This is a genomic window from Olivibacter sitiensis DSM 17696, assembly GCF_000427965.1.
Classification (GTDB): Bacteria; Bacteroidota; Bacteroidia; order Sphingobacteriales; family Sphingobacteriaceae; genus Olivibacter; species Olivibacter sitiensis.
Genome location: NZ_ATZA01000005.1, coordinates 1 through 20,214, shown reverse-complemented (window position 1 = coordinate 20,214; position 20,214 = coordinate 1). Strand labels below are relative to the sequence as shown.

Annotated in this window: 17 protein-coding genes; 6 read left to right on the top strand and 11 right to left on the bottom strand. The window is 48.5% G+C overall.

What is annotated here, in order from left to right:
• Positions 1–3: 3 nt before the first annotated feature.
• The 4 genes from def to A37S_RS0104260 all read right to left on the bottom strand — a co-directional run bounded on the left by def (position 4) and on the right by A37S_RS0104260 (position 5,664).
• Positions 4–579, bottom strand: a complete 576-nt coding sequence (def, locus tag A37S_RS0104275) for a peptide deformylase (RefSeq protein ID WP_028295909.1) — start codon at positions 577–579, stop codon at positions 4–6.
• 92 nt (positions 580–671) lie between these two features.
• Positions 672–1,901 (bottom strand): M16 family metallopeptidase, encoded by a 1,230-nt coding sequence (locus A37S_RS0104270; RefSeq protein WP_028295908.1) that lies wholly within the window; start codon positions 1,899–1,901, stop codon positions 672–674.
• Positions 1,902–1,995: 94 nt separating this feature from the next.
• Positions 1,996–4,773 carry a TonB-dependent receptor gene (locus A37S_RS23560; RefSeq protein ID WP_169719433.1) on the bottom strand — a complete coding sequence of 926 codons (2,778 nt, stop codon included), beginning with the start codon at positions 4,771–4,773 and terminating at the stop codon, positions 1,996–1,998.
• Positions 4,774–4,875: 102 nt separating this feature from the next.
• A complete protein-coding gene (locus A37S_RS0104260; protein ID WP_028295907.1) occupies positions 4,876–5,664 on the bottom strand; it encodes a hypothetical protein in 789 nt (262 codons plus the stop codon).
• Positions 5,665–5,949: 285 nt separating this feature from the next.
• On the opposite strand from A37S_RS0104260, the gene A37S_RS0104255 reads away from it, so the two are divergent.
• The 3 genes from A37S_RS0104255 (at position 5,950) to A37S_RS0104245 (ending at position 8,494) form a co-directional block, all read left to right on the top strand.
• Positions 5,950–6,549: a ribonuclease HII gene (locus tag A37S_RS0104255; protein WP_028295906.1), complete on the top strand. Its 600-nt coding sequence runs from the start codon at positions 5,950–5,952 to the stop codon at positions 6,547–6,549.
• Between the two features lie 127 nt (positions 6,550–6,676).
• The gene (gene gcvT / locus A37S_RS0104250) at positions 6,677–7,756 is read left to right on the top strand and encodes a glycine cleavage system aminomethyltransferase GcvT (protein WP_028295905.1); all 1,080 of its coding nucleotides are present in this window, start codon (positions 6,677–6,679) and stop codon (positions 7,754–7,756) included.
• A gap of 27 nt (positions 7,757–7,783) precedes the next feature.
• On the top strand, positions 7,784–8,494 hold the full coding sequence (locus A37S_RS0104245) for a 2-phosphosulfolactate phosphatase (RefSeq protein ID WP_028295904.1): 711 nt from the start codon (positions 7,784–7,786) through the stop codon (positions 8,492–8,494).
• A 17-nt stretch (positions 8,495–8,511) separates the two neighbouring features.
• Here A37S_RS0104245 and carB read toward each other — a convergent pair whose 3' ends face one another.
• The 4 genes from carB to A37S_RS27930 all read right to left on the bottom strand — a co-directional run bounded on the left by carB (position 8,512) and on the right by A37S_RS27930 (position 16,490).
• Entirely contained in the window at positions 8,512–11,328 is a 2,817-nt protein-coding gene (carB, locus tag A37S_RS0104240; protein ID WP_028295903.1) for a carbamoyl-phosphate synthase large subunit, read from the bottom strand.
• A gap of 441 nt (positions 11,329–11,769) precedes the next feature.
• A complete protein-coding gene (locus A37S_RS0104235) occupies positions 11,770–13,242 on the bottom strand; it encodes a SusD/RagB family nutrient-binding outer membrane lipoprotein (RefSeq protein ID WP_028295902.1) in 1,473 nt (490 codons plus the stop codon).
• Positions 13,243–13,279: 37 nt separating this feature from the next.
• On the bottom strand, positions 13,280–15,481 hold the full coding sequence (locus A37S_RS23555; RefSeq protein ID WP_245586304.1) for a SusC/RagA family TonB-linked outer membrane protein: 2,202 nt from the start codon (positions 15,479–15,481) through the stop codon (positions 13,280–13,282).
• Positions 15,426–16,490, bottom strand: coding sequence for a carboxypeptidase-like regulatory domain-containing protein (locus A37S_RS27930; protein ID WP_245586303.1), 1,065 nt, complete (start codon positions 16,488–16,490; stop codon positions 15,426–15,428). Before A37S_RS27930 ends, A37S_RS23555 begins: the two co-directional genes overlap by 56 nt.
• A 737-nt stretch (positions 16,491–17,227) precedes the next feature.
• On the opposite strand from A37S_RS27930, the gene A37S_RS0104220 reads away from it, so the two are divergent.
• The 3 genes from A37S_RS0104220 (at position 17,228) to A37S_RS0104210 (ending at position 18,774) form a co-directional block, all read left to right on the top strand.
• Positions 17,228–17,986, top strand: coding sequence for a hypothetical protein (locus A37S_RS0104220; protein ID WP_028295901.1), 759 nt, complete (start codon positions 17,228–17,230; stop codon positions 17,984–17,986).
• Positions 17,986–18,390 (top strand): DUF5675 family protein, encoded by a 405-nt coding sequence (locus A37S_RS0104215; RefSeq protein WP_028295900.1) that lies wholly within the window; start codon positions 17,986–17,988, stop codon positions 18,388–18,390. Before A37S_RS0104220 ends, A37S_RS0104215 begins: the two co-directional genes overlap by 1 nt.
• 114 nt (positions 18,391–18,504) lie before the next feature.
• Positions 18,505–18,774, top strand: coding sequence for a hypothetical protein (locus A37S_RS0104210; protein ID WP_028295899.1), 270 nt, complete (start codon positions 18,505–18,507; stop codon positions 18,772–18,774).
• Positions 18,775–18,977: 203 nt separating this feature from the next.
• On the opposite strand, the gene A37S_RS0104200 is transcribed toward A37S_RS0104210, so the two are convergent.
• From A37S_RS0104200 to A37S_RS0104190, 3 genes are all read right to left on the bottom strand, one after another.
• A complete protein-coding gene (locus tag A37S_RS0104200; RefSeq protein WP_028295898.1) occupies positions 18,978–19,457 on the bottom strand; it encodes a PIN domain-containing protein in 480 nt (159 codons plus the stop codon).
• A complete protein-coding gene (locus A37S_RS0104195) occupies positions 19,450–19,707 on the bottom strand; it encodes a UPF0175 family protein (protein WP_028295897.1) in 258 nt (85 codons plus the stop codon). The genes A37S_RS0104200 and A37S_RS0104195 overlap by 8 nt, the downstream gene beginning before the upstream one ends.
• A gap of 149 nt (positions 19,708–19,856) precedes the next feature.
• A complete protein-coding gene (locus A37S_RS0104190) occupies positions 19,857–20,051 on the bottom strand; it encodes a hypothetical protein (RefSeq protein ID WP_028295896.1) in 195 nt (64 codons plus the stop codon).
• Positions 20,052–20,214: the final 163 nt, after the last annotated feature.

Below are 20,214 nucleotides of genomic sequence, written 5' to 3'. Positions count from 1 at the left end.
TTATTAGCGCTTTTTGATCTTCGTGTTCGGGAATTTCATCTTATAGTCCACTTTCACTTGCCCCTTGGAAATGGCATCCAGTTTGGACTTTATCAGGGCCTTGCGCAGCACGCCAATTCTATCCGTGAAGAGTTTGCCTTCTATATGGTCATATTCATGCTGGATGACTCTTGCTGCCACGCCAGAGTAGCTTTCTTCGTGCAAGGTCCAGTTTTCGTCATAGTAACGGATATGGATGGTTTCGTGTCGTTCAATATCTTCGCGTATGTCCGGTATGCTGAGACAGCCTTCGTTGAAGGCCCATTTCTCGCCTTCTTCGTCAACGATTTGGGCATTGATAAACACTTTCTTGAATCCTTTCAGATCGGGTTCATCATCATCGGCAAACGGATCGGCATCAATGACAAACAGGCGTATGGACAGCCCCACTTGAGGAGCAGCAATACCCACACCATGGGCGCCATACATGGTTTCAAACATGTTTTCTACCAGTTCGCCTAAATTGGGGTAGTCCTGATCGATTTCTTCGGCTTTCCTTTTCAGTACGGGATCGCCATATGCAATAATAGGTAATTTCATCTATTTTATTTTCTGTCGTCGGATTGTCGTACGCTAGGCCGATGTCTTCCGATGCCACAAATTTACGGTTTTTAATGTAAATAGCGATGGTACTATGCTTGAGGTACAAAGCTGAGTGTCGTGAGCCGTTCTGGATGCAAAACCTCATTGGCCACCCGCAATACCTGCTCTGCCGATACCGCTTCGATATTTTCCAGTACCTCTTCCAGGCTGTTTACCCGCCCGTAATCGAGGATATTTTTGGCAATAGCGATGAGTACGCCTATGCGGTTTTCCTCACCCAAGGCGATCTGCCCCATAAACTTACGCTTCGCTTGGTGAAGCTGTATCTTGCCCAATTTCTGTTGGCAGAGCAGCTGAAGTTCTTTTTGGATGAGTTTTTCGCATTTTTTGGCTTTTTCCATATCCGTTCCATAATAGATGGTAAAGAGACCGGTATCTGAAAAAGGTACGTAGCTCGACTCAATGGTATAGGCGATGCCGTACTTTTCCCTTATCTGCAGGTTGAGCTTGGAGCTCATGCCCATACCTCCCAAATAATTGTTGAGGAGCATCAGCGCGTACTTATCCGGATGGTGGAGGTCATAGGCTATGGACCCGAGGACACTGTGGAATTGGCTAATGGGCTTGGCCTGCTCCTGCCTTTTCGGCTCATGGGTAAACAGCAGCTGTTTTTTCTTTTGAGCGGGTTTTTCGGGCAATAATCCAAAATACTTTTGTGCCCAATGATGGATTTTCTTTGGGTCATAATTGCCCGTGATGGCCACCACGATTTCTTCTGGCACATAGTGCTGATGCATAAAATGCAAAACATCCGGGCGCCGCATCCTGCCCAAGGATTCTTCATTTCCCAAAATATTATGCCCCAGGGGATGTTCCGCAAAGATGATATCTTCGAAATCATCGGCAATGGCTTCCTCTGGACTATCTATATAGGAAGCAATCTCATCCAAAATGACGCCCCTTTCCTTTTCTATTTCCTGATCGGGGAATACCGAATGAAAGAGGATATCCTCGAAGAGGTCCAAGGTACGTGGCAGGTGCTCTTTGAGAAATGAAGCATGGATGCATGTATACTCTTTGGTGGTGTAGGCATTGAGATCGGCGCCTACCAATTCCAGTCTGTTTAGAATCTGATTGGTAGATCTTTTTTCCGTTTTTTTGAACAACAAATGTTCAATGAAATGCGCCAGCCCATACTGACTTGGCGTTTCATCCCTCGATCCGGCATTGACTACCACACAGGCATGTGCGATGGGACTGTTTGCAGGCAAGAACATAACGCGTATGCCATTCTTAAGCGTAAATTGCTGGTACTCCATGTTGGAAGGCAAAAGTAAGAAACATTGAACAAAAAAAAGGATGTCCTGGTTATATCAAGACATCCTCTCCTATTTTTATGAGCTTGAAAAGCGACTACAAGCCTCCGGGTCTTCCGCCAGGACCGGCGCCGCCAGGTCTAGGGAAGCCCATCTGCCGCTCGTTGGGGTCGCCGGCGCCAGAGACGCCGCCAAACTTCTGGAACCTGTAGGTGAAGGACAGCATGAAGTAGCGACCAAGACGGTTGTTCCGTACGTCTACGATGCTGTTTTCGGTAATGGTACGCCCTACGCTCACCTGTTGATTCAGCAAGTCAAATGCCGAAAGGCGCAACATACCGTTCTTTGCCTTGAAAAATTGCTTTTCTAAAAACGTATTCAGAATGGTCGGATTGGCATTGACTGTATTGCCATAACCAATATTCTTTGTTGCACTAAGGTCGAGCCCCCATACCCACGTAGGAATGAAAGTGATGTTGTTATTCAAGGTAGCAGCCCAAGTCTGGATATTGGTGCTAGTTTGATTACCCGTCGTATTGCTAATGGTATTAAAAGTATAATTAACGCCCGGACGTATTTCGAGCCAGGTTTGTGGGTTTATTTGCAAATCTATCCCTTGGTTCAAGACCCAGTTCTTGGCTATGTTTTCCACTCCTTCGGTGTAGGTGACGTTGTTTACATAGTTGGCTCCCCCACGGAAAGATAGCACATAAGCCCTGTTTTTGTAAGGTCTGGAATAATTGTAAAATCCCCTTACATCATAATAGCCATTGGCATTCAAATAGCTGGTTTGTTGCACGGTGCCATAGCGTTCATCCATGATGACCGATCTGTCTGCCACAATCCGGTCTTCTGAAAGATTGGCCATCAGCATGGCAAAGAATACGTTGCCGGTGGCAAAGTCGAAATTGCGGTAGCGAAGTCTCAACGAGTGGTTGAACTGTGCATTTAGTTCGGGATTACCCGTTATCGTGTTTTGCGGGTTGGACATGTCCACTACAGGCTGTATTTGCGAGAAGCTAGGTTCAGATGCGCTACCGTTATACTCTGCCGTGAATACCTTCGTTCTCGAGGCCTTGTACTCGTAGCGGAATACAGGGACAAAGTAGAAACCGGTACGCTTGGTATCTATATTGTTATCTAGGTAAAGACTGTTTCCGGTAAGGCGGGTAGGCAAAACAGCTCCTCCTAATTGAAGCGTGGTTTTTTCCGTGCGGTATCTATAGGTAAGTCCTACCTTGTGCGTGGCAAAGGTATAATCGAAATCTGTGCTCAGCTGGGGAGAATAGTCTATGCTTCCTGTAGTGCTCAGTGTATCAGCCCTTCTTAGGTTGTCATAATTGGCAAAATTATAGTCATAGGTGAATTCCAGGTTGCTGGTTCCAGATAAAGGCTCTATATAAGAGAGCGAAGCCCCTCCATTGAGGCCTTTGTTGTCAAGGTCTATCAACTGGCGGGTATAGGTATCCACGACATCGTCATCGCTATAATTGAGCGTATTGATAATCCTATCCTGATCCTGTTTTGTCTTGGAAGAGTTCAAAGAGAAATTGATAAATGCATTTCTGCCCTTGTCATCTATACGGAAGTTGTACAGTCCGCTCAGGCCATAGCTGGGCACCCTAGAACCGTCATCGTTTATATTGTAGATGACCTGCCTTTCCCCATTGGTCGTTTGGTCGTTTGTCTGGTCCAATATGGTGGTGCTATTGCCCAAGCTAAATGTCGGAGACAATTTCAGGAAGCTCTTTTGGCTCATCTTGTATTCCAGGTTCCAATCAAAACGGTGGTTGTTGCTGATGGCATTGGTCACACCATTGATATAGTTCACTATCTGACTACTTGGATAGTTGTACGTCGCATCGGTGATGTTGGTAGTGGTATTGTCACTATGGTTGTAGCTATAGTTGCCATAGGTAGTGATTTTGTCATTGATATCACTTCTTACGTTCAGGCCAATGGAATAGGATTTGGTCAATCCATTGGAACCTCCTCCAAAGCCACCGGCTCCACCAGCTCCTCCGGCTCCCCCCATACCGCCTGGCATCCTTCTGGCACCAGCTCCTCGGGTATTGAAGTTGAATGCCTGGTTGTTGTTGTTGTTCATATCGCCCACGATGGTGGCCTCGCTTTTGTTGTTGCTTGCCCTGAACATACCTCCGGCTTGGTAGCGGTCCTCGGTACCTCCTCCGGCACCCACGCGGCCCAGATAGCCCTTGTTCTTGTCTTCTGGAATGACAATGTTCAATATTTTCTCAGGATCTCCGGTACGGTTCCCTGTCAGGTTTGCCTGATCGCCATAGTCATCTATAATCTGCAATTTCTCGATGATGTCGGCTGGGAGGTTCTGCGTGGCGGTCTTTATGTCCCCGCCAAAAAAGTCCTTGCCATTGATGCGTACCCTGGAAACAGTCTCACCCTGTGCGGTGATGTTGCCGTCTTTATCTACCTGTACGCCATCTAGCTTTTTCACCAGTTCTTCTGCCAAGGCGTTGTCCCTCACCCTGTAATCTTTGGCATTGTACTCTACCGTGTCGCCTTTCATGGTGACCAAGGTACCGCCCGTGACGCTCACTTCTTGTAGCATCTGGCTGGAATACTTCATGGTAATAGGGGCTATCACGAGGCTGGATCTATCGGCAGCAATGGTGAAGCTGCGGGTGAGGGCCTCGAATCCGATACTTGTGATGGTGAGCGTGAAAGAAGAAGCTTTCACACTTGGGAACGCAAATTTGCCATCGAGGTCCGTAATAGCCTGTAAGGTATCTTTGTCCGATGTCAGGCGGACGGAAGCACTGATGACACTGAGCCCTGTGCTATCTTGCACGGTACCACTCACTGGCTTGCCAGTTTGCGCCTTGGTATTTGGTGTCAAAAATATTGCAAATAAAAGTGACAGAAAAACGGCTTTTTGCCATGTCGATTTAGTCCAGAAGGAATTCATTTGTTTGAAAAATATATTGTTTTTGTTTTAGTATTATTCTGTAGTTAAGGGGAGCACTATCCATTTCCCGGGCTCTTGCCTGGCCTCTCTTCTCATAGGTCCCTGGCCCATATTGCCGTAATAGGGGTAGCCGTAGCCTCCATACATGCGACGGCGCATACTATTACCATAAGGGGACATGTTGCTGTTGTCGCTCACCATCCTGACGATGATGCCATTTATCTTGATATTCATGGCCAATGGTGCCTTCTCGTCGGCCATATAGAGCCTGTCCAAGGGGATTTGCGCTTCAAAGCAAAGGGCGTCGCTTGCGCTGTCTACGGCGGCTTTTGCATGAATGCCAAAATTGTTTTGCAAAGAAATTGCCCCGTCTACGATATCCTTGAAGCCTGATATATAGATAGCCTTCACGGTAGAGAGAATGCCTGCCCGAATATCTTCGGGTTTCTCGTCGTCAGGCAGTGCCATCAAGCTACGCAAGGCTTCCCTGTCGGGAATGGGGAATGTGATGGTAGGGCCGTCTTTTTTCTTTCCATCCACATTTACCGTGAAATTGAATCCCTGCCTTAAGGCCTGCATCTGGGCATCGGGATCGCTTGTTTTCATCGCTATATAGAGGTTGGTACCGTCATTGGCCAGATCAAATTGCAAATGCTGCTTTTCATAACTGAACCGCAGCGAGTCGCCCCATTCCTCCAAATTGCCGTCTATGGATACGGGCATCAGGTATAAAAGTGATTCCGCTTCCCTGTCTGGCAATGGTTTTTCCTTTTTCTTTTTTTGCGCAAAGGCATTGCCAGCATTAAGCAGGACAAACGACATTGCACAAACAAAAAAATAAAAATGTAGCGATTTATTCATCTAACATTAAATTCTAATCTTCACTTTGACTGATGAGTATATAGGCTGTTTAACCGCAACAAGATTATTACAAATAGAAAGCCTAATTGCGTTAAACCTCAATGTCTTGAGTCAAATAATTTGCAATGATAGTAAATGGGAATGTTAATTAGGCTTAATGCAGCGCAATAATGATTCTAAATTTCCGAAAAGGACCTTAGAAAGGTCAGACTTGCATTTTAGTTTCACATTGCCTAAGTTTGTTAGATGCTTTTATCTTCTTTTCAGAACCAATTGATTGAAGCTGGCTGCGATGAGGCAGGAAGGGGCTGCTTGGCAGGTCCCGTATTTGCTGCTGCGGTAGTCTTTGGTCCCGAGTTTAGGCATGAAATACTCAACGATTCGAAGAAACTGAATGCCGCCCAACGCTATGTCTTGAGAGAGATTATCGAACAGGAGGCCATCGCTTTTGCCGTGGCCCAGGTAGAAGCAGAGGAGATAGACCGCATCAACATCCTGAACGCTTCTTTTCTGGCCATGCATCGTGCCCTCGATAAACTGACTACCCGGGCGGAGTTTGTTTTGATAGATGGCAACCGTTTCCGCCCATACCAAAACCTTCCTTTTGAATGTATCGTAAAGGGCGATGGGAAATACCTGAGCATAGCGGCCGCCTCTATCTTGGCCAAGACCTATAGGGATGACTATATGGACAGGCTGGCCCTAGACTTTCCGCAATACGACTGGCTGTGCAACAAAGGCTATCCTACGGTGAAGCACCGCAAGGCCATATTGGAATATGGCATCAGTCCGCATCATAGGAAGAGTTTCCGCGTAAGCGATCCACAGTTGATGCTGGCGCTGTAGGCCTAGTGCTATTATCATTAAAATATGTATTTTTGGCCTCGATGAAACCTTTCATGATCGACGCCTAAGGTAAATGGTGATGAAAATGCAGGTTCCATGGGGCTGCTTTAAAACAAATTATTTTTGAATGAAAAATACCGCACTGACTGACACCCACATAAAGCTGGGTGCGAAAATGGTTCCTTTTGCAGGCTTCAACATGCCTGTACAATACACGGGTATCAATGATGAACATGCTGCCGTACGCAATAGCGTAGGTGTCTTTGATGTGAGCCACATGGGCGAATTTATACTCAAGGGCCCTCATGCCATAGACCTGGTACAGAAGATTAGTTCGAACGATGCTTCCAGATTGTATAAGGGCAAGATCCAATATGCCTGTATTCCCAATGAGACAGGCGGTATTGTAGACGATTTTCTGGTGTACAAATTGGGTGAGGAGACGCTGCTCCTTGTAGTAAACGCCTCCAATATCGAAAAAGACTGGAATTGGATATCTAGCCACAACACCTTTGGTGTGGAGATGAAGGACATTTCGGAGCAGACCTCCTTGTTTGCCGTACAAGGCCCCAAGGCTGCCGAAGCGCTGCAGTCGCTCACGGATATGGACCTGGGCAAGATGGCTTACTATACCTTTGAGAAGGGCGTCTTTGCCGGCGTAGACAATGTGCTGGTATCTGCCACAGGCTATACGGGTGCCGGCGGCTTTGAGATCTACGTGGCCAATGAAAATGCCCAAACCGTATGGGATGCCATCATGGAAGCGGGCAAGCCCTTTGGCATCAAGCCCATTGGCTTGGGCGCACGCGATACACTTAGACTGGAAATGGGCTTTTGCCTCTATGGCAACGATATAGACGATACCACAAGCCCATTGGAAGCGGGATTGGGATGGGTGACCAAGTTTACGAAGGACTTTGTAAACTCGGAGAACCTGAAAAAGCAAAAAGAGCAGGGTGTGGAGCGCAAGCTCGTGGGCTTTGAGATGATAGATCGCGGCATCCCACGCCATGGATACAAGATTGTAGATGCCGAAGGCAACGAGATAGGTGTGGTAACCTCCGGAACACAGTCGCCCACCTTGCAGAAGTCAATTGGGCTAGGCTATGTAAAAACGGCCTTTGCCAAGGAAGGAACCGAAATCTATATCGACATCAGGAACAAGCCGGTGAAGGCCAGTGTGAGCAAGCCCCCTTTTGTGAAATAGAAGAAAATAGCCTTATTTATTATTGTTATGCCTCTTATCTCCGTTTGCTTGAGCCCGGCGCTTTTGCCCTTATATGACCTGCAGGCGAGTATTGTCGTTGCAATAGACATCTTCAGGGCCACGACATCCATTTGCTACGGTATAGCCAACGGAGCCAGGGCCATCATTCCGGTGATGGATGTTTCCGAATGCCTTTCTTATGAGGGCAGGGGTTATTTGTTGGCTGCCGAACGCCGGGGCAAGGTGGTGGAGGGCTTTCATGCGGGCAACTCTCCCTTTTCTTATACCCGGGAGCAAGTTTTGGGAAAGACCATCGTCCTCACCACTACCAATGGTACCAAAGCCATACAAATGGCTCTTGGAGCCAAGCAGATCTTGGCGGGCTCCTTTCTCCACATTACCGCTTTGGCGCGGTACCTTGCTACTCGGGAGGAAAACGTAGTTTTGGTATGTGCCGGGTGGGAAGATCATGTCAACCTGGAAGATACCGTATTTGCCGGTGCGCTGATTGCCAAGCTGGGGCATAGCTACGCCCTTGAGGATGATGCAGCGCAAATAGCCCTGCAATTGTACCATGACTATAAAGACGACCTGTACCAACGCCTGTCTGACAGCACGCACGGACAGCGTATGCAAAGGTTAGGCTTGGATGCCGATATTCGGTTTTGCCTGCAACAAGATACCATCACCGCTATTCCGGTGATGGATGGTGACCGCCTAGTTGAATTGAAAGCCTAGGTTATGTACCTGAACAACTATTTGCTCAGGTACATGGATTTTTCGGCATATAGCTGCCTGAAATAAGGGTCGTTCAGATCTTTGATAAAGCGAATGGCCTCGCCGGTAGAGCGCATCTCGGGGCCCAACTGCTTGTCCACGTCCGGGAACTTATCAAAGGAGAATACAGGTTCCTTGATGGCATAACCCTTCAGTTTTCTTTCTATCTTGAAATCTTTCAGTTTTTTGTCTCCCAGCATCACCTTGGTGGCGATGTTGATATAAGGTACATCGTATGCTTTGGCAATGAAAGGAACGGTACGCGAGGCACGCGGATTGGCCTCTATCACGTAGACCTTCTCATCCTTGATGGCAAACTGAATGTTGAGCAGTCCCAGCACGTTAAGTGCCTTGGCAATTTTGATGGTGTATTCTGCCATCGTATCCTGCACTTTTTGCGAAAGACTGAATGGCGGTAGCACGGCGCTGGAGTCACCCGAATGGATGCCTGCGGGCTCTATGTGCTCCATCATGCCGATGATGTGCACCTCGTTGCCATCGCATATAGAGTCAGATTCGGCCTCTTCGGCACGATCTAGGAAATGGTCTATGAGCACCCTATTGCCGGGCAGGTTTTTGTTGATCTTGATAACGGCCTTCTCGAGCTCTTCATCGTTGATGACAATGCTCATATGCTGTCCGCCAAGTACGTAACTGGGGCGCACCAAAACGGGAAAGCCAACTTCCTTGGCTACCTTGATAGCTTCTTCCGCATTCTCAGCTACACCATATTTTGGGTATGGGATATCGAGTTCTTTCAACAGGTCGGAAAAGCGGCCCCTATCTTCGGCCAGGTCCATGTTTTCAAAGCTGGTACCAATTATCTTGACACCTGTTTCCTTAAGTTGCTCAGCCATTTTCAAGGCCGTTTGCCCGCCTAATTGCACGATGACGCCCTCTGGTTTTTCCAGGTCAATGATCTCGCGGACATGTTCCCAGAATACGGGTTCAAAATACAGCTTGTCTGCCATGTTGAAGTCGGTGGATACCGTTTCGGGGTTGCAGTTTACCATGATGGCCTCATATCCCGCTTCTTTGGAAGCCAGCAGGCCGTGCACGCAGGAGTAGTCGAACTCGATGCCTTGGCCTATGCGGTTGGGGCCTGAACCCAACACGATGATTTTCTTCTTATCGCTAGGAGTGGATTCGTTTTCGTGCTCAAAGGTAGAATAGTAATAAGGCGTTTTGGCCTCAAATTCGGCAGCGCAGGTATCCACCATTTTGTACACTCGCTTGATGCCCAGCTCGCGACGGCGGTGGTATACGTCGTCTTCGGTCACATTGCCCAAAAGCCAGGCGATCTGGCCATCGGAAAATCCCTTTTGCTTCAGGGTGATAAAAAAATCCTTGGGTATATTGTCCAGTTGATAGCGCCTCAGTTCGCCCTCCAGCTCCACCAGTTCCTGTATCTGCACCAAGAACCATTTATCTATGAGGGTGGCCTTGCGGATGGACTCCAAAGGCACGCCCATCTCAAAGGCGTCCTTGATGTAGAAGAGGCGTCCACTGCTAGGATGTTCCAGCCCATGCATGATCTCCTCTATGTTGCGCACCTGTTTGCCGTCGGCGCCAAGGCCCAGACGGTTTGTCTCCAAGCTCTGGCAGGCTTTCTGCAAAGCCTCGATAAAGGTACGGCCAATGGCCATCACCTCGCCCACGGATTTCATCTGAAGCCCTAGCTCGCGATTGGCCCCTTTGAACTTGGCAAAGTTCCAGCGAGGCGATTTCACGATGACATAGTCTAGCGTAGGCTCAAAATAGGCCGATGTGGTCTTGGTGATCTGGTTGTCCAGTTCGTCCAAGTTATAGCCAATGGCCAGCTTGGCGGCAATCTTGGCTATGGGATAGCCAGTAGCCTTAGAGGCCAGTGCGGATGAACGGCTCACACGCGGATTGATCTCGATGGCGATGATGTCCTCGTTTTCCGGATTGACGGAAAACTGCACGTTGCAGCCTCCTGCAAAGTTGCCTATGGCGCGCATCATCTTTATGGCCTGATTGCGCATGTCTTGGTAGCACTTGTCGCTCAAAGTCATGGCCGGGGCTACCGTTATCGAGTCGCCCGTATGGATGCCCATAGGGTCGAAGTTTTCTATAGAGCAGATGATGATGACGTTGTCATTGCTGTCGCGCAGCAGCTCCAGCTCGTATTCTTTCCATCCCAATACGGCTTGCTCTACCAGCACCTCATGCGTGGGCGATGCTTGCAGGCCACGGCTCAGGGCCGCTTCAAATTCTTCTTTCTTGTGCACAAAGCCACCCCCTGTGCCCCCTAGTGTATAGCTAGGACGTATCACCAGCGGGAATCCTATTTCCTGTGCAGCTTCCTTGCCTTCCAGGAAGGAGTTGGCAATATGTGATCTGGCCACGCCCACGCCGATATCTACCATCAGCTGGCGGAAAGCCTCGCGGTTTTCGGTTTTTTCAATGGCCGCTACGTCCACACCGATGACCTTCACACCGTATTTCTCCCAGATGCCCCTTTCGGATGCTTGGATACACAGGTTCAGCGCCGTTTGCCCGCCCATGGTAGGCAGTACGGCATCTATCTTCCTTTCCTGTAGGATTTGCTCAATGCTTTCTACGGTCAATGGCAGGAGGTAAACGTGGTCGGCAATGACCTTGTCGGTCATGATAGTTGCCGGATTGGAATTGATGATGGAAACCTCAATTCCCTCTTCCTTTAGGGAAAGAGCGGCTTGGGAACCAGAGTAGTCAAATTCACACGCTTGTCCGATGATGATGGGCCCCGATCCGATGATGAGTACGGAACCAATGGAGGTGTTTTTTGGCATTTTTTGTCTAAAAAATTTTCAATATACGCTTTGGATGCCACAGTGCAGAAAAGCCTGTTGTTTAGTGTCCGTCTATAACGTCGCCTGGCTTCGTTGCGCTTACTCAAAAAATGCTCATTTACCGTCAGTAAACTGCGCTTTTTCTCGCTTCGCGCGCCTAGCCAAACACCATTCTAGCCTGGCCACTAGACTTTATGGACGAACTCTATTTAGATAGGGAGTTCCGACTGCTTTATCGGAGTGCAAAGGTAATCAATTTTTGGTATTCGCTAAGGGCAAAGTGTAATTTATTTGACGGGGATTTTTTTATTTGGTAGCTGATGGTAGGTGGATGTTCTCTGCGGCGCTGTTTTATCTCACCTGCACTAACAATAAATAAAAAAGGTGTGCCGACCTTCCTATGGGTAGACACACCTTGAAAAGCGGAACTTCTGGAACAAGTTAAAATATGTCCCAGAAGAGTTTTGTTGTGACTAGATCGCCTCCTATGGCACTAGCGGCAGCAGCGAGATTGTCGCCGTTCAAGCCCTGCTCGTTAAGCGGATAAATAAGGCGAACTGGAATGGACAAGCCCGAGGGAGCGAAGTCTTCACCATCTGCCGATACGGTAGGTGGGTACAATACGGGATAGTCCAATCTACGCCATTCTATCCAAGCGTCATAACCCCGATTGTATAGCGCATACCATTTCTGCATACCTATTTTCTGCTTGTAGTCGCCTTGTGCAGAGGTATAGGCCACGGTAGGCTGCGCCAGGTATGATGCTGTCGCTGCTTCGCTGCCTCCCCAATAGCTAATGGAAGCCCGTATGCCATTTTCATAGTACGAAGCGGCAGAAGCTCCCACATTGCCCCAGCGTTCGGCAGCTTCGGCTAGGTTGAACTGAAATTCCGAGTAGTCTGCAAACACGCCTTCCAATAGGGGGTCGGATATGGTCGTTGACATCGTGGAAAAATTGCCGTATACATTGGTGAAGCCGTAATCTCCACCCCTATAAGTACCCCCAACGGTGGTAAAGTAGGCGCTGCGACGAGGGTCGCTAAGCTCGTTCATGGGGTCCACGATGATGCTGGTTACCACAAAATCCTGCCTGCTGGTAAACAGCGGGTTTGCCACGCCAGAAATGGGATTGTTATTGGGGTTTGCTGCCATGTATTGAAAAACAGCATTATCCGCATTTGACTCGAACCCTTTGTCATAGGCCTCGCCCACATACTGCCTGGCCAGGTTTTCATCCGAGTCGGCTACTACCATGGCAAGTTTCACTTTCAGGGTATTTGCAAATTTCACCCATTGGCCCATGTTTCCGCCATAGATGGGATCTGCCGAGCCGAAGCTTTCGCCTTGCGTATCTAGTTGGCCTATGGCTGTGTTCAGCCTGCTTAGCAAGTCTAGATAAATACTATGAGCATCATCAAAGACAGGCAATACATTGTCTGGATTCATGGCCTCTGTATAGGGCACATTCCCAAAGGTGTTTACCAGTATGCTCCATGCATAGACTGATAATATTTCGATCTGGGCCAGCTCATTTTGTTTTACCACTGGGTCTAGCAGTTCGTCTGCCTCGGTAATCTTCCTAGACTCTGCAAAATCTGCCAATATATCTTTGTAGACTATTTGCCAAAAGTTCTGCGGTAGGGTGCTTTGATCTAAGTTGTACCTGGGCATATCGAGGTATTCGGTCATGGTCCAGTACTGCACGTAAAACCGAAACGGATTAGTACCTGTCGCGGGTGTGGTAATTACGTCTACCAGATTCTTTGTTGCTCCGGTGAACAAAGTATATGCAGGCACGGTACTCGCGTTTTTGGTGTCAAGATTCCATTCTTCTGCACTTTTCACGCAGGCTCCGGTCATTAGCGATAGCAAAGCCAAACCGGCTATCGTATATTGTTTTATGATCTTTTTCATATTGCGCTTTCTTTAAATCCTTCGTGTCTTTTCTAAATTAAAACCTGAACTTAACATTAAACCCAAAGTTCCTTATAGATGGATAGGCTCCACTTTGGTAACCCATGATATTGCCCGAGCTCAGTGTTTGCTCTGGATCGGCATAAGGAAGGTTTTTGTGGATTATCCAAAGGTTTCGTCCCACAAGAGCCACGTCTATGCCTTTTACTGGGCCAAGGTCATTGATCCACGATGCCGGTAAGCTATAGTTTAGGTTTACTTCCCTAAGTTTCACATAGCTGGCGTCGTAAACGTGGTACGCCCTTGGAGCCCGTGCCGAAGACAGCGGGTAGTTGGAATAGCGATCGGCCAGGACATGGATGTTGTTTGGAGAGCCATCTTCCAATACCCCAGGAACCACGATACCGCCACCACTGTTCAGAGGATCGCGCTTGGGATTTCCCAAATCGTTCAGCCCCGCCGTTTCTGGCCACAAGCCAGTGGCATAGCCGTACCAGGAATCGAGCGAGAAGATGCTTCCGCCTTTACGGACATCTATCAGGAAGGAAAGCCCCAGCCCTTTGTACTTGAAGCTGTTGGTAATACCTCCCAACCAATCGGGATTGGGATCGCCTATTACCTGGGTGCTTGAGCTCACAAGGAAATATCCATCGCTTCCTACCAGGGGTTGGCCATTGTCATTGTATACGTAATTCGTTCCCATCAATATGCCATATGGTTGTCCTATCTGGGCATTGGCGGTAACGCCACCTGTCAAGGAAGCAAGTTGCAGATTGTCAACGCCTTCATATAGAGAAATTACCATGCTCCTGTTGCGGCTGAAATTGAGATTGATATTCCAGGAAAAATCGGCATTGCGGATAGGCGTACCATAGGCAGATAGCTCAAATCCCTTGTTTTCCACTTCACCCGAGTTTACATATTTCTGTAGGTATCCGGTAGCGGTAGTAACCGATACGGGCATAATCTGGTCGTAACTGTTGGATTTGTACCAAGAAAAATCCAATCCTAACCGATCGCCAAAGAAAGACGCCTCCAAGCCGGCTTCTATACTCTTTGTTTGCTCAGGCAGCAAATATTCGTTGTTTTTTGTGTTTGGAACGGAGAAAATAGGGTTGGAACCATAAGACGCTACGGTTGTATAGACATCAAACATGGACAGTTCTGGCGCATCGTTGCCCACTTCGGCGTAGTTCACGCGCAGCTTGGCAGAGTTCAACCAAGTTTGGTCTTGCAATAAGTTGGATAGCAGAAAGCTACCAGCGATAGAGGGGTAGTAGTATGTGTTGTTGTCGTCTGGCAAAGTAGAAGACTTATCCCTTCTTAAGCTGGCATCCAAGAACAAGAGCTCCTTGTAGCCGAAATTGACATTTGCAAACAGGCCATCTACACCTCTCTTGGCGTAGTATTCCGTAGGCGGAAGGATGGAGTTTAATGAATTTGAAAGGGAATATAGCTCTGGAACTACCAGTCCCCCATTTGTGCTTGCCCGGATGCTGCTAGTGGTGTTCCGTCTTAGGTTAGCTCCCAGTAAGCCGTTAAATGTCAGATCGGAAGAAATGTCCTTTTTGAAGTTGAGCATCAGGTCGTAGTTTGTCTCCGTATAGTCCCTATTGAAACGGGCGTAAGAAGCAACCCCCACACTTCCCACCGCTTGGCGTTCCTCTTGGAAGTCAAAAGTGCCGTCATAGGTGATGCGGCCCAAGACGTTTAGCCAGTCAAACACATCGTAGGAAAGCGACATGTTTCCAAAATAATGGTCCCTGGTGTCGTTTGCATAATTTTGATAGCGCACCCAATATGGATTGTTGAAGTAAATTCCATCACCATCCTCAATGGATTTTCTGTTCCAGGTGACGTTTTGCTCTTGGTTAAAGTAGGCCTGCTTCAATTCTTGCACATCTGTGTTTGTTTGCCACCATTGGCGGAACTGCTGATTGATATTAACACCGCTATAGCCCGTTCCGTAACGACCTATCACATCCTGCTGTGAGTAGTTTGCCGATGCACTGGCGGTCAGTTTGGAAGTCAGGTCCAAAGACCCGGCAACGGTAAACTGATTCTTGACCAACTTACTGTTGGGCAAGGTGCCTTTATCGTCGTTGCGCGCATAGCCCAATTTGAAGGTAGAGGTTTCTCCCCCACCGTCAACGGTGATGCTTTGGATGGCATTGATGCCCGTTTCAAAAAAAAGAAGTGGGGTCGTTTTGTGCGGCCACCCAAGGCGTAGCCTGCCCAAAATAAGGCGAATTGGGATCGAAGGCGTTCCATTGATAGACCAGCTTATTTGGGTCAAACTTGGTTCCCATGGAGGCATCGGAGGTGAATGAGGTGACCCAGTCCAGTACCCCGTCTCCATCAATATCTGCCGTCCACATGGAGCCCTCGCCCGTATAGCCTGCGCCGTATTCTTTTTGGTAGGTAAGATAGGTGCTCTTGTCTATTTTTCCTACCGTCAGGCCCGTGTTTACCTGTACGTTGAGGCTGTTCTTTTTTCCCTTCTTGGTAGTAATCATGATGACGCCATTTGCTGCACGGGAGCCATATAGGGCGGTAGCTGCAGCTCCTTTCAATACGTTGACCGAAAGGATGTCGTCTGGGTTGATGTCGGCGGCGGCATTACCATAGTCATATCCGGTACCTCCGCTCTGCTGCCCAGAGGTATTGATATTTGCATTGCTGATGGGGACACCATCAATGACAAACAGTGCCTGGTTATTGCCCGTAAATGACTTGAAACCACGGACCACTACGTTTGTAGATCCGCCTATCGTACTGTTGCTGTTCACGTAAAGCCCGGCTACCTTGCCCGAAAGTCCCGAGACAAAATTGTTGTTCCGTGCCTGCACGATCTCTTCTCCACTTACTTGTTGTGCGGCATAGGCTAGTTCGTTTTTCTTTCTTTCTATTCCCAGGGCTGTCACCACTACTTCGTCCAAAGCCGTATTGTCTGGGCTTAACGTCACGTCGAGGACGTTGCCGCTTATGGTTACCGACAGTTTTTCGTAGCCAATCATGGAAAATTCCAGTTGCTGGGTGTCCATTGGTACTTCTATGCTAAAAAGACCATTCGCATCTGTCTTAGTACCTAGAGTCGTGCCCCTTACTAGGACAGATACTCCGGGTATAGGCGCATTGTCTTCTGCACTGTTTACCTTGCCTGTTATCCGCTTTTGTTGAGACATGCCATAAAATGGCAACAGCATGTAAAACACTACATGTACACATAATAATAGAATTCTTTTCATGTTACATTTTGTTTTTTAGATAATTTGAATAAATTGAGATTATTATACCCTTTTTTGTTGATTGTGGTGTGTTGATTAAAAAGGATAAAAAATTATATGTGACAAATATATGTTATTTTGTTCTGTTTTTAATTGTTTTTATATAAATAATATATAATTTGATTAGTTTTTATATAATACAAAATTTATTTTGACTATTTTTTTATATTTTAGTTAAATTATAATGATTGTATTTTTTTTAATTATAGATTTTTATTTTTCTCTGTTTTTCATGAAGTTAATAGGTGATTTTTCGGCTGTTTTTCGATTGAATGGGCTGTCCTTTCGAGAAAAACAAGCCTATGTTGCACACATCCTGCATATTTTATGTCACTTATGTTTACCATTGTCGATTATTTGGCTGCCGCACACTTTAGGCATCTCTAGCACTGCCTGCCGGGCCGTGCAACCTTCGGAGTAACCTTTAGTCCGATAGGTATTCGGTATTAATGGCCTATAGGGTCGTTTTTGGCTGTTTTTGCCGTACTATGACGGGATGGGCGCCGAATGGGACATGAATAGAACTCGAATGGAGATGGGATTATGGGCGAAGGGCGGGAGGTATAAGGTGAGTTATAGGTTGTAAGTTTTAAGCCCAAAAAAAGCCTTTCTGCGCCAAATAGGTTCTTTTGCGCCATCTGCGACAAGGCTTCCATGCTCGCTGCCGACCTTTGTACTGTTGTTCAAAAAACCATATCATGGCACAACAGGAAAGTATCATCAAGTTGAAAGGGAAAATCGGGGATTTGACCTTTTACAAGACCAAGGAGGGCTATCAGGCCCGGCAAGCTACGGGCGTGAGCGCAGCGCGTATAGCCACGGATCCCAAGTTTCAGCGTACGCGCGAGAACAATGCCGAGTTTGCGGCAGGGGGTGCGGCGGCCAAGAGCCTGCGTGACGTGCTGCGTCCCATGATTCTGCTCACCTATGACGCACGCATGCCCAGCAGGCTTTTCAGCCGCATCATGCGCGTCATCAAGGCCGATACGGAGCACGACCGCGGCGAGCGCCGGGTGCTGCCGCAAAACCTGGGCCTGCTGCGCAACTTCGGCTTCAACGTGGCGGCCGAGCTCAACAACACGCTCTTCGTGAAGCCCACGCTGGCCGTAGACCGCGCCACGGGCAGCGTGCAGGTAGGCGTGGCCGCCCTGCTGCCCGGCACGGCCATTGCCGCGCCCGAAGGCAGCACGCACTTCCAGCTCAACCTGGGGGTGGCCACGGTAGACTTTGCCGGCCTGGCAGATGCCAGCCTGTCCATGGCCAGCAGCGAGGAGGCTCCCTTGGGCAATGTGCCCTTTGCCGGCGCGCAGCTGCAGGCATCGGTGCCAGCGGGCACTACCTTGCCCATCTTCGTGCTCTTCGGTATCACCTTCTACCAAGAGGTGAACGGCAAGTACTACCCGCTCAACAACGGCGCCTTCAACGCCATTTCCATCATCGAAATCGACGTGGCCTAATGGAGCTCCACCTGAAGAGAAGGTATCATGAGCGGGGCACCAATGGTACCATCAGCTATCAGAACCAGCTTATCTGCGAGTGCATCGAGCTGCCATGGCGTAACAACAAGCGGCTGGTGAGCTGCATTCCCGAGGGGCGCTACCGCCTCATCAAGCGCATGCACCAGCGCTGGGGCCTGCAGCTGGCCGTGGTGAACGTGCCAGGCCGGGAGGCCATCCTCATCCATCCGGCAAACAATGCGCTGAGCGAGCTGCAGGGCTGCATTGCGCCCGTGGCCAAATGCATCGCCCCGGGCGTGGGCAATTACAGCCGCGTGGCGCTGGAGCGCATCAAGGACCTTGCCTATCCCGCGCTGGATGCCGGCGAGGAGGTGTGGCTGGTGATTAGGAGTTGTCAGTTGTGAGTTGTGAGTTGTGAGTTGTCAGTTGTGCGATTTAAGTAGTAAATCTTCTGGCCGCTGTGGCGGCGGGGATTTTTAAAACTTATTACTTATTACTTATCACGTAAAACTTCAAAGATGAGTATCAAGGAAAAGGCCGTGTCTCCCAGGGTGGGAGATGCGGCCACACCTGCCCAGGTGCCGAATGGGCAAAAGGAAGTGCCTTGGTGGACCAAGGTGAAGCAGGGGCTGCAGGTGGCCAGTGAGTTGGTCATTGCCACGCCGCTGGGCCTGCCGGCCAAGGTGGTGCAGGTGGCGCGCTACCTGAGCCTGGCGCTGGGTATCATAGAGAGCCTGGAGCACTCGGCCAAGGCAGAGGCCAGCGAGGAGGACGGCCATGCGCCATGAGCTGAAGCTGGGCACGGCCGCAGGCACCCTGCTCAGTACCCTGCCGCACATCGGAGCCGATGAGCTACTGAAAACGGCCCTCTTGGCAGCCCTGGGTGCCACGGTGAGCTTTGTGGTGAGCGCCTTGCTACGCTGGCTCCGCAAAGGTTGAAAAAGCCGCTTCCCATTATTGGGAGGCGGCTTTTTGCACTGCATAAATAAAACTACTCGCCCGCAAGCTCAGAGGCGTGTTGGATGAGCGCCGTAGATAGCCAAACACCTTTTTCGCTCAATTCCAACAAGGCATTTTTCACGGAAGGAATAAGCCTATTTTGTTTTGCTTTTAGTAAAACGCCTATCGTTCCAGTCAAGGTAAGGCCTAATTCTTGCGCATAGCGCCTACCAAGACTCTCATCTAGAATAACTAGATCAGCATGGAGCTCCCTAGCCAATACAATGACCTCGGCTTCTCCGCTATCTAGATCGAAGAAGTAGGATAGCGCTTCTGGATTGGCCAATTTTTGAATCGTTATCCATGATTGCTTGGAGAGGTCTACGTAATATTCCCAATCTCTACCTCTTTCTATCTCTAGATATACGGCATATGGTACGATGACGTTGCCATATAAATCCTTTAACAGATGCAAGCGGCCTAATTTCAACAAGGATAATAGGGGAGTAGTATTGGAAACAACCTTACGCATTGCCTAGGTCGCTTAATAAATCTTCTTCTGTATCGGGCTGCAAATAGGATACATGGTATTTGCCCAAAAGATCCAAAAAGGCTACCCGATCCATATTGAGCAAACGTGCAGCCACGCCAGAAGATATTTTCCCCAATTCGTACAGCTTCACTATGGACAATACTTTCATTTCCTTCTCAAACTCGCTATTGTCCATTTTTAATGACAGAGCCAGAGAGGTAGGGTATGATATGGCTATTTGTGCTTCCATCGCTTTTGATATTAAGTGCCTTAGGCAAAGATAACCAAACTTCTGCTTAAACACAAAGCGTTGTCTTTAACAGGGATGCAAGAATCCGTTAAGCCCCAATTTGTTTGTCTTGTCTCCCTGAACATAGTTGAAGGTCTATCAACAACAGCTCACAACAAGGCCTTCATGAGTTCCTCCACCTCCAGGCCCATGTACTCGGCAAACTCCCTGATGGTGACGGGCTGGTGCTTTTGCTTGCCCAGCACAAAGTGAATGTCCTTCAGCAGCCTCAGTGCCTGCCGGTGGCTCTTGCCGGTGATGAGGCTGATGTCACTGGCATAGATGATTAGTCTTTGTTTTTTCATTACTCTGATTTATTTCCTCCGATAGGAATGCGCAAGATCTTGCGCACCTACAATACAATATCCTATTTTTCCTCCCATAGGACCCTGCTAATGAGACAGGTTTTCAACTTGCTGTTCGGCCGAAGCTTCAAGCTTCTGTCTATTGTCCGGTCCAAGTTAGTCC

Bases quoted from the DNA above. Each gene is read 5' to 3' on its own strand.
- def (WP_028295909.1), bottom strand. From the start codon at position 579: ATGAAATTACCTATTATTGCATATGGCGATCCCGTACTGAAAAGGAAA.
- A37S_RS0104270 (WP_028295908.1), bottom strand. From the start codon at position 1,901: ATGGAGTACCAGCAATTTACGCTTAAGAATGGCATACGCGTTATGTTC.
- A37S_RS0104260 (WP_028295907.1), bottom strand. From the start codon at position 5,664: ATGTCGTTTGTCCTGCTTAATGCTGGCAATGCCTTTGCGCAAAAAAAG.
- A37S_RS0104255 (WP_028295906.1), top strand. From the start codon at position 5,950: ATGCTTTTATCTTCTTTTCAGAACCAATTGATTGAAGCTGGCTGCGAT.
- gcvT (WP_028295905.1), top strand. From the start codon at position 6,677: ATGAAAAATACCGCACTGACTGACACCCACATAAAGCTGGGTGCGAAA.
- A37S_RS0104245 (WP_028295904.1), top strand. From the start codon at position 7,784: ATGCCTCTTATCTCCGTTTGCTTGAGCCCGGCGCTTTTGCCCTTATAT.
- carB (WP_028295903.1), bottom strand. From the start codon at position 11,328: ATGCCAAAAAACACCTCCATTGGTTCCGTACTCATCATCGGATCGGGG.
- A37S_RS0104235 (WP_028295902.1), bottom strand. From the start codon at position 13,242: ATGAAAAAGATCATAAAACAATATACGATAGCCGGTTTGGCTTTGCTA.
- A37S_RS27930 (WP_245586303.1), bottom strand. From the start codon at position 16,490: ATGAAAAGAATTCTATTATTATGTGTACATGTAGTGTTTTACATGCTG.
- A37S_RS0104220 (WP_028295901.1), top strand. From the start codon at position 17,228: ATGGCACAACAGGAAAGTATCATCAAGTTGAAAGGGAAAATCGGGGAT.
- A37S_RS0104215 (WP_028295900.1), top strand. From the start codon at position 17,986: ATGGAGCTCCACCTGAAGAGAAGGTATCATGAGCGGGGCACCAATGGT.
- A37S_RS0104210 (WP_028295899.1), top strand. From the start codon at position 18,505: ATGAGTATCAAGGAAAAGGCCGTGTCTCCCAGGGTGGGAGATGCGGCC.
- A37S_RS0104200 (WP_028295898.1), bottom strand. From the start codon at position 19,457: ATGCGTAAGGTTGTTTCCAATACTACTCCCCTATTATCCTTGTTGAAA.
- A37S_RS0104195 (WP_028295897.1), bottom strand. From the start codon at position 19,707: ATGGAAGCACAAATAGCCATATCATACCCTACCTCTCTGGCTCTGTCA.
- A37S_RS0104190 (WP_028295896.1), bottom strand. From the start codon at position 20,051: ATGAAAAAACAAAGACTAATCATCTATGCCAGTGACATCAGCCTCATC.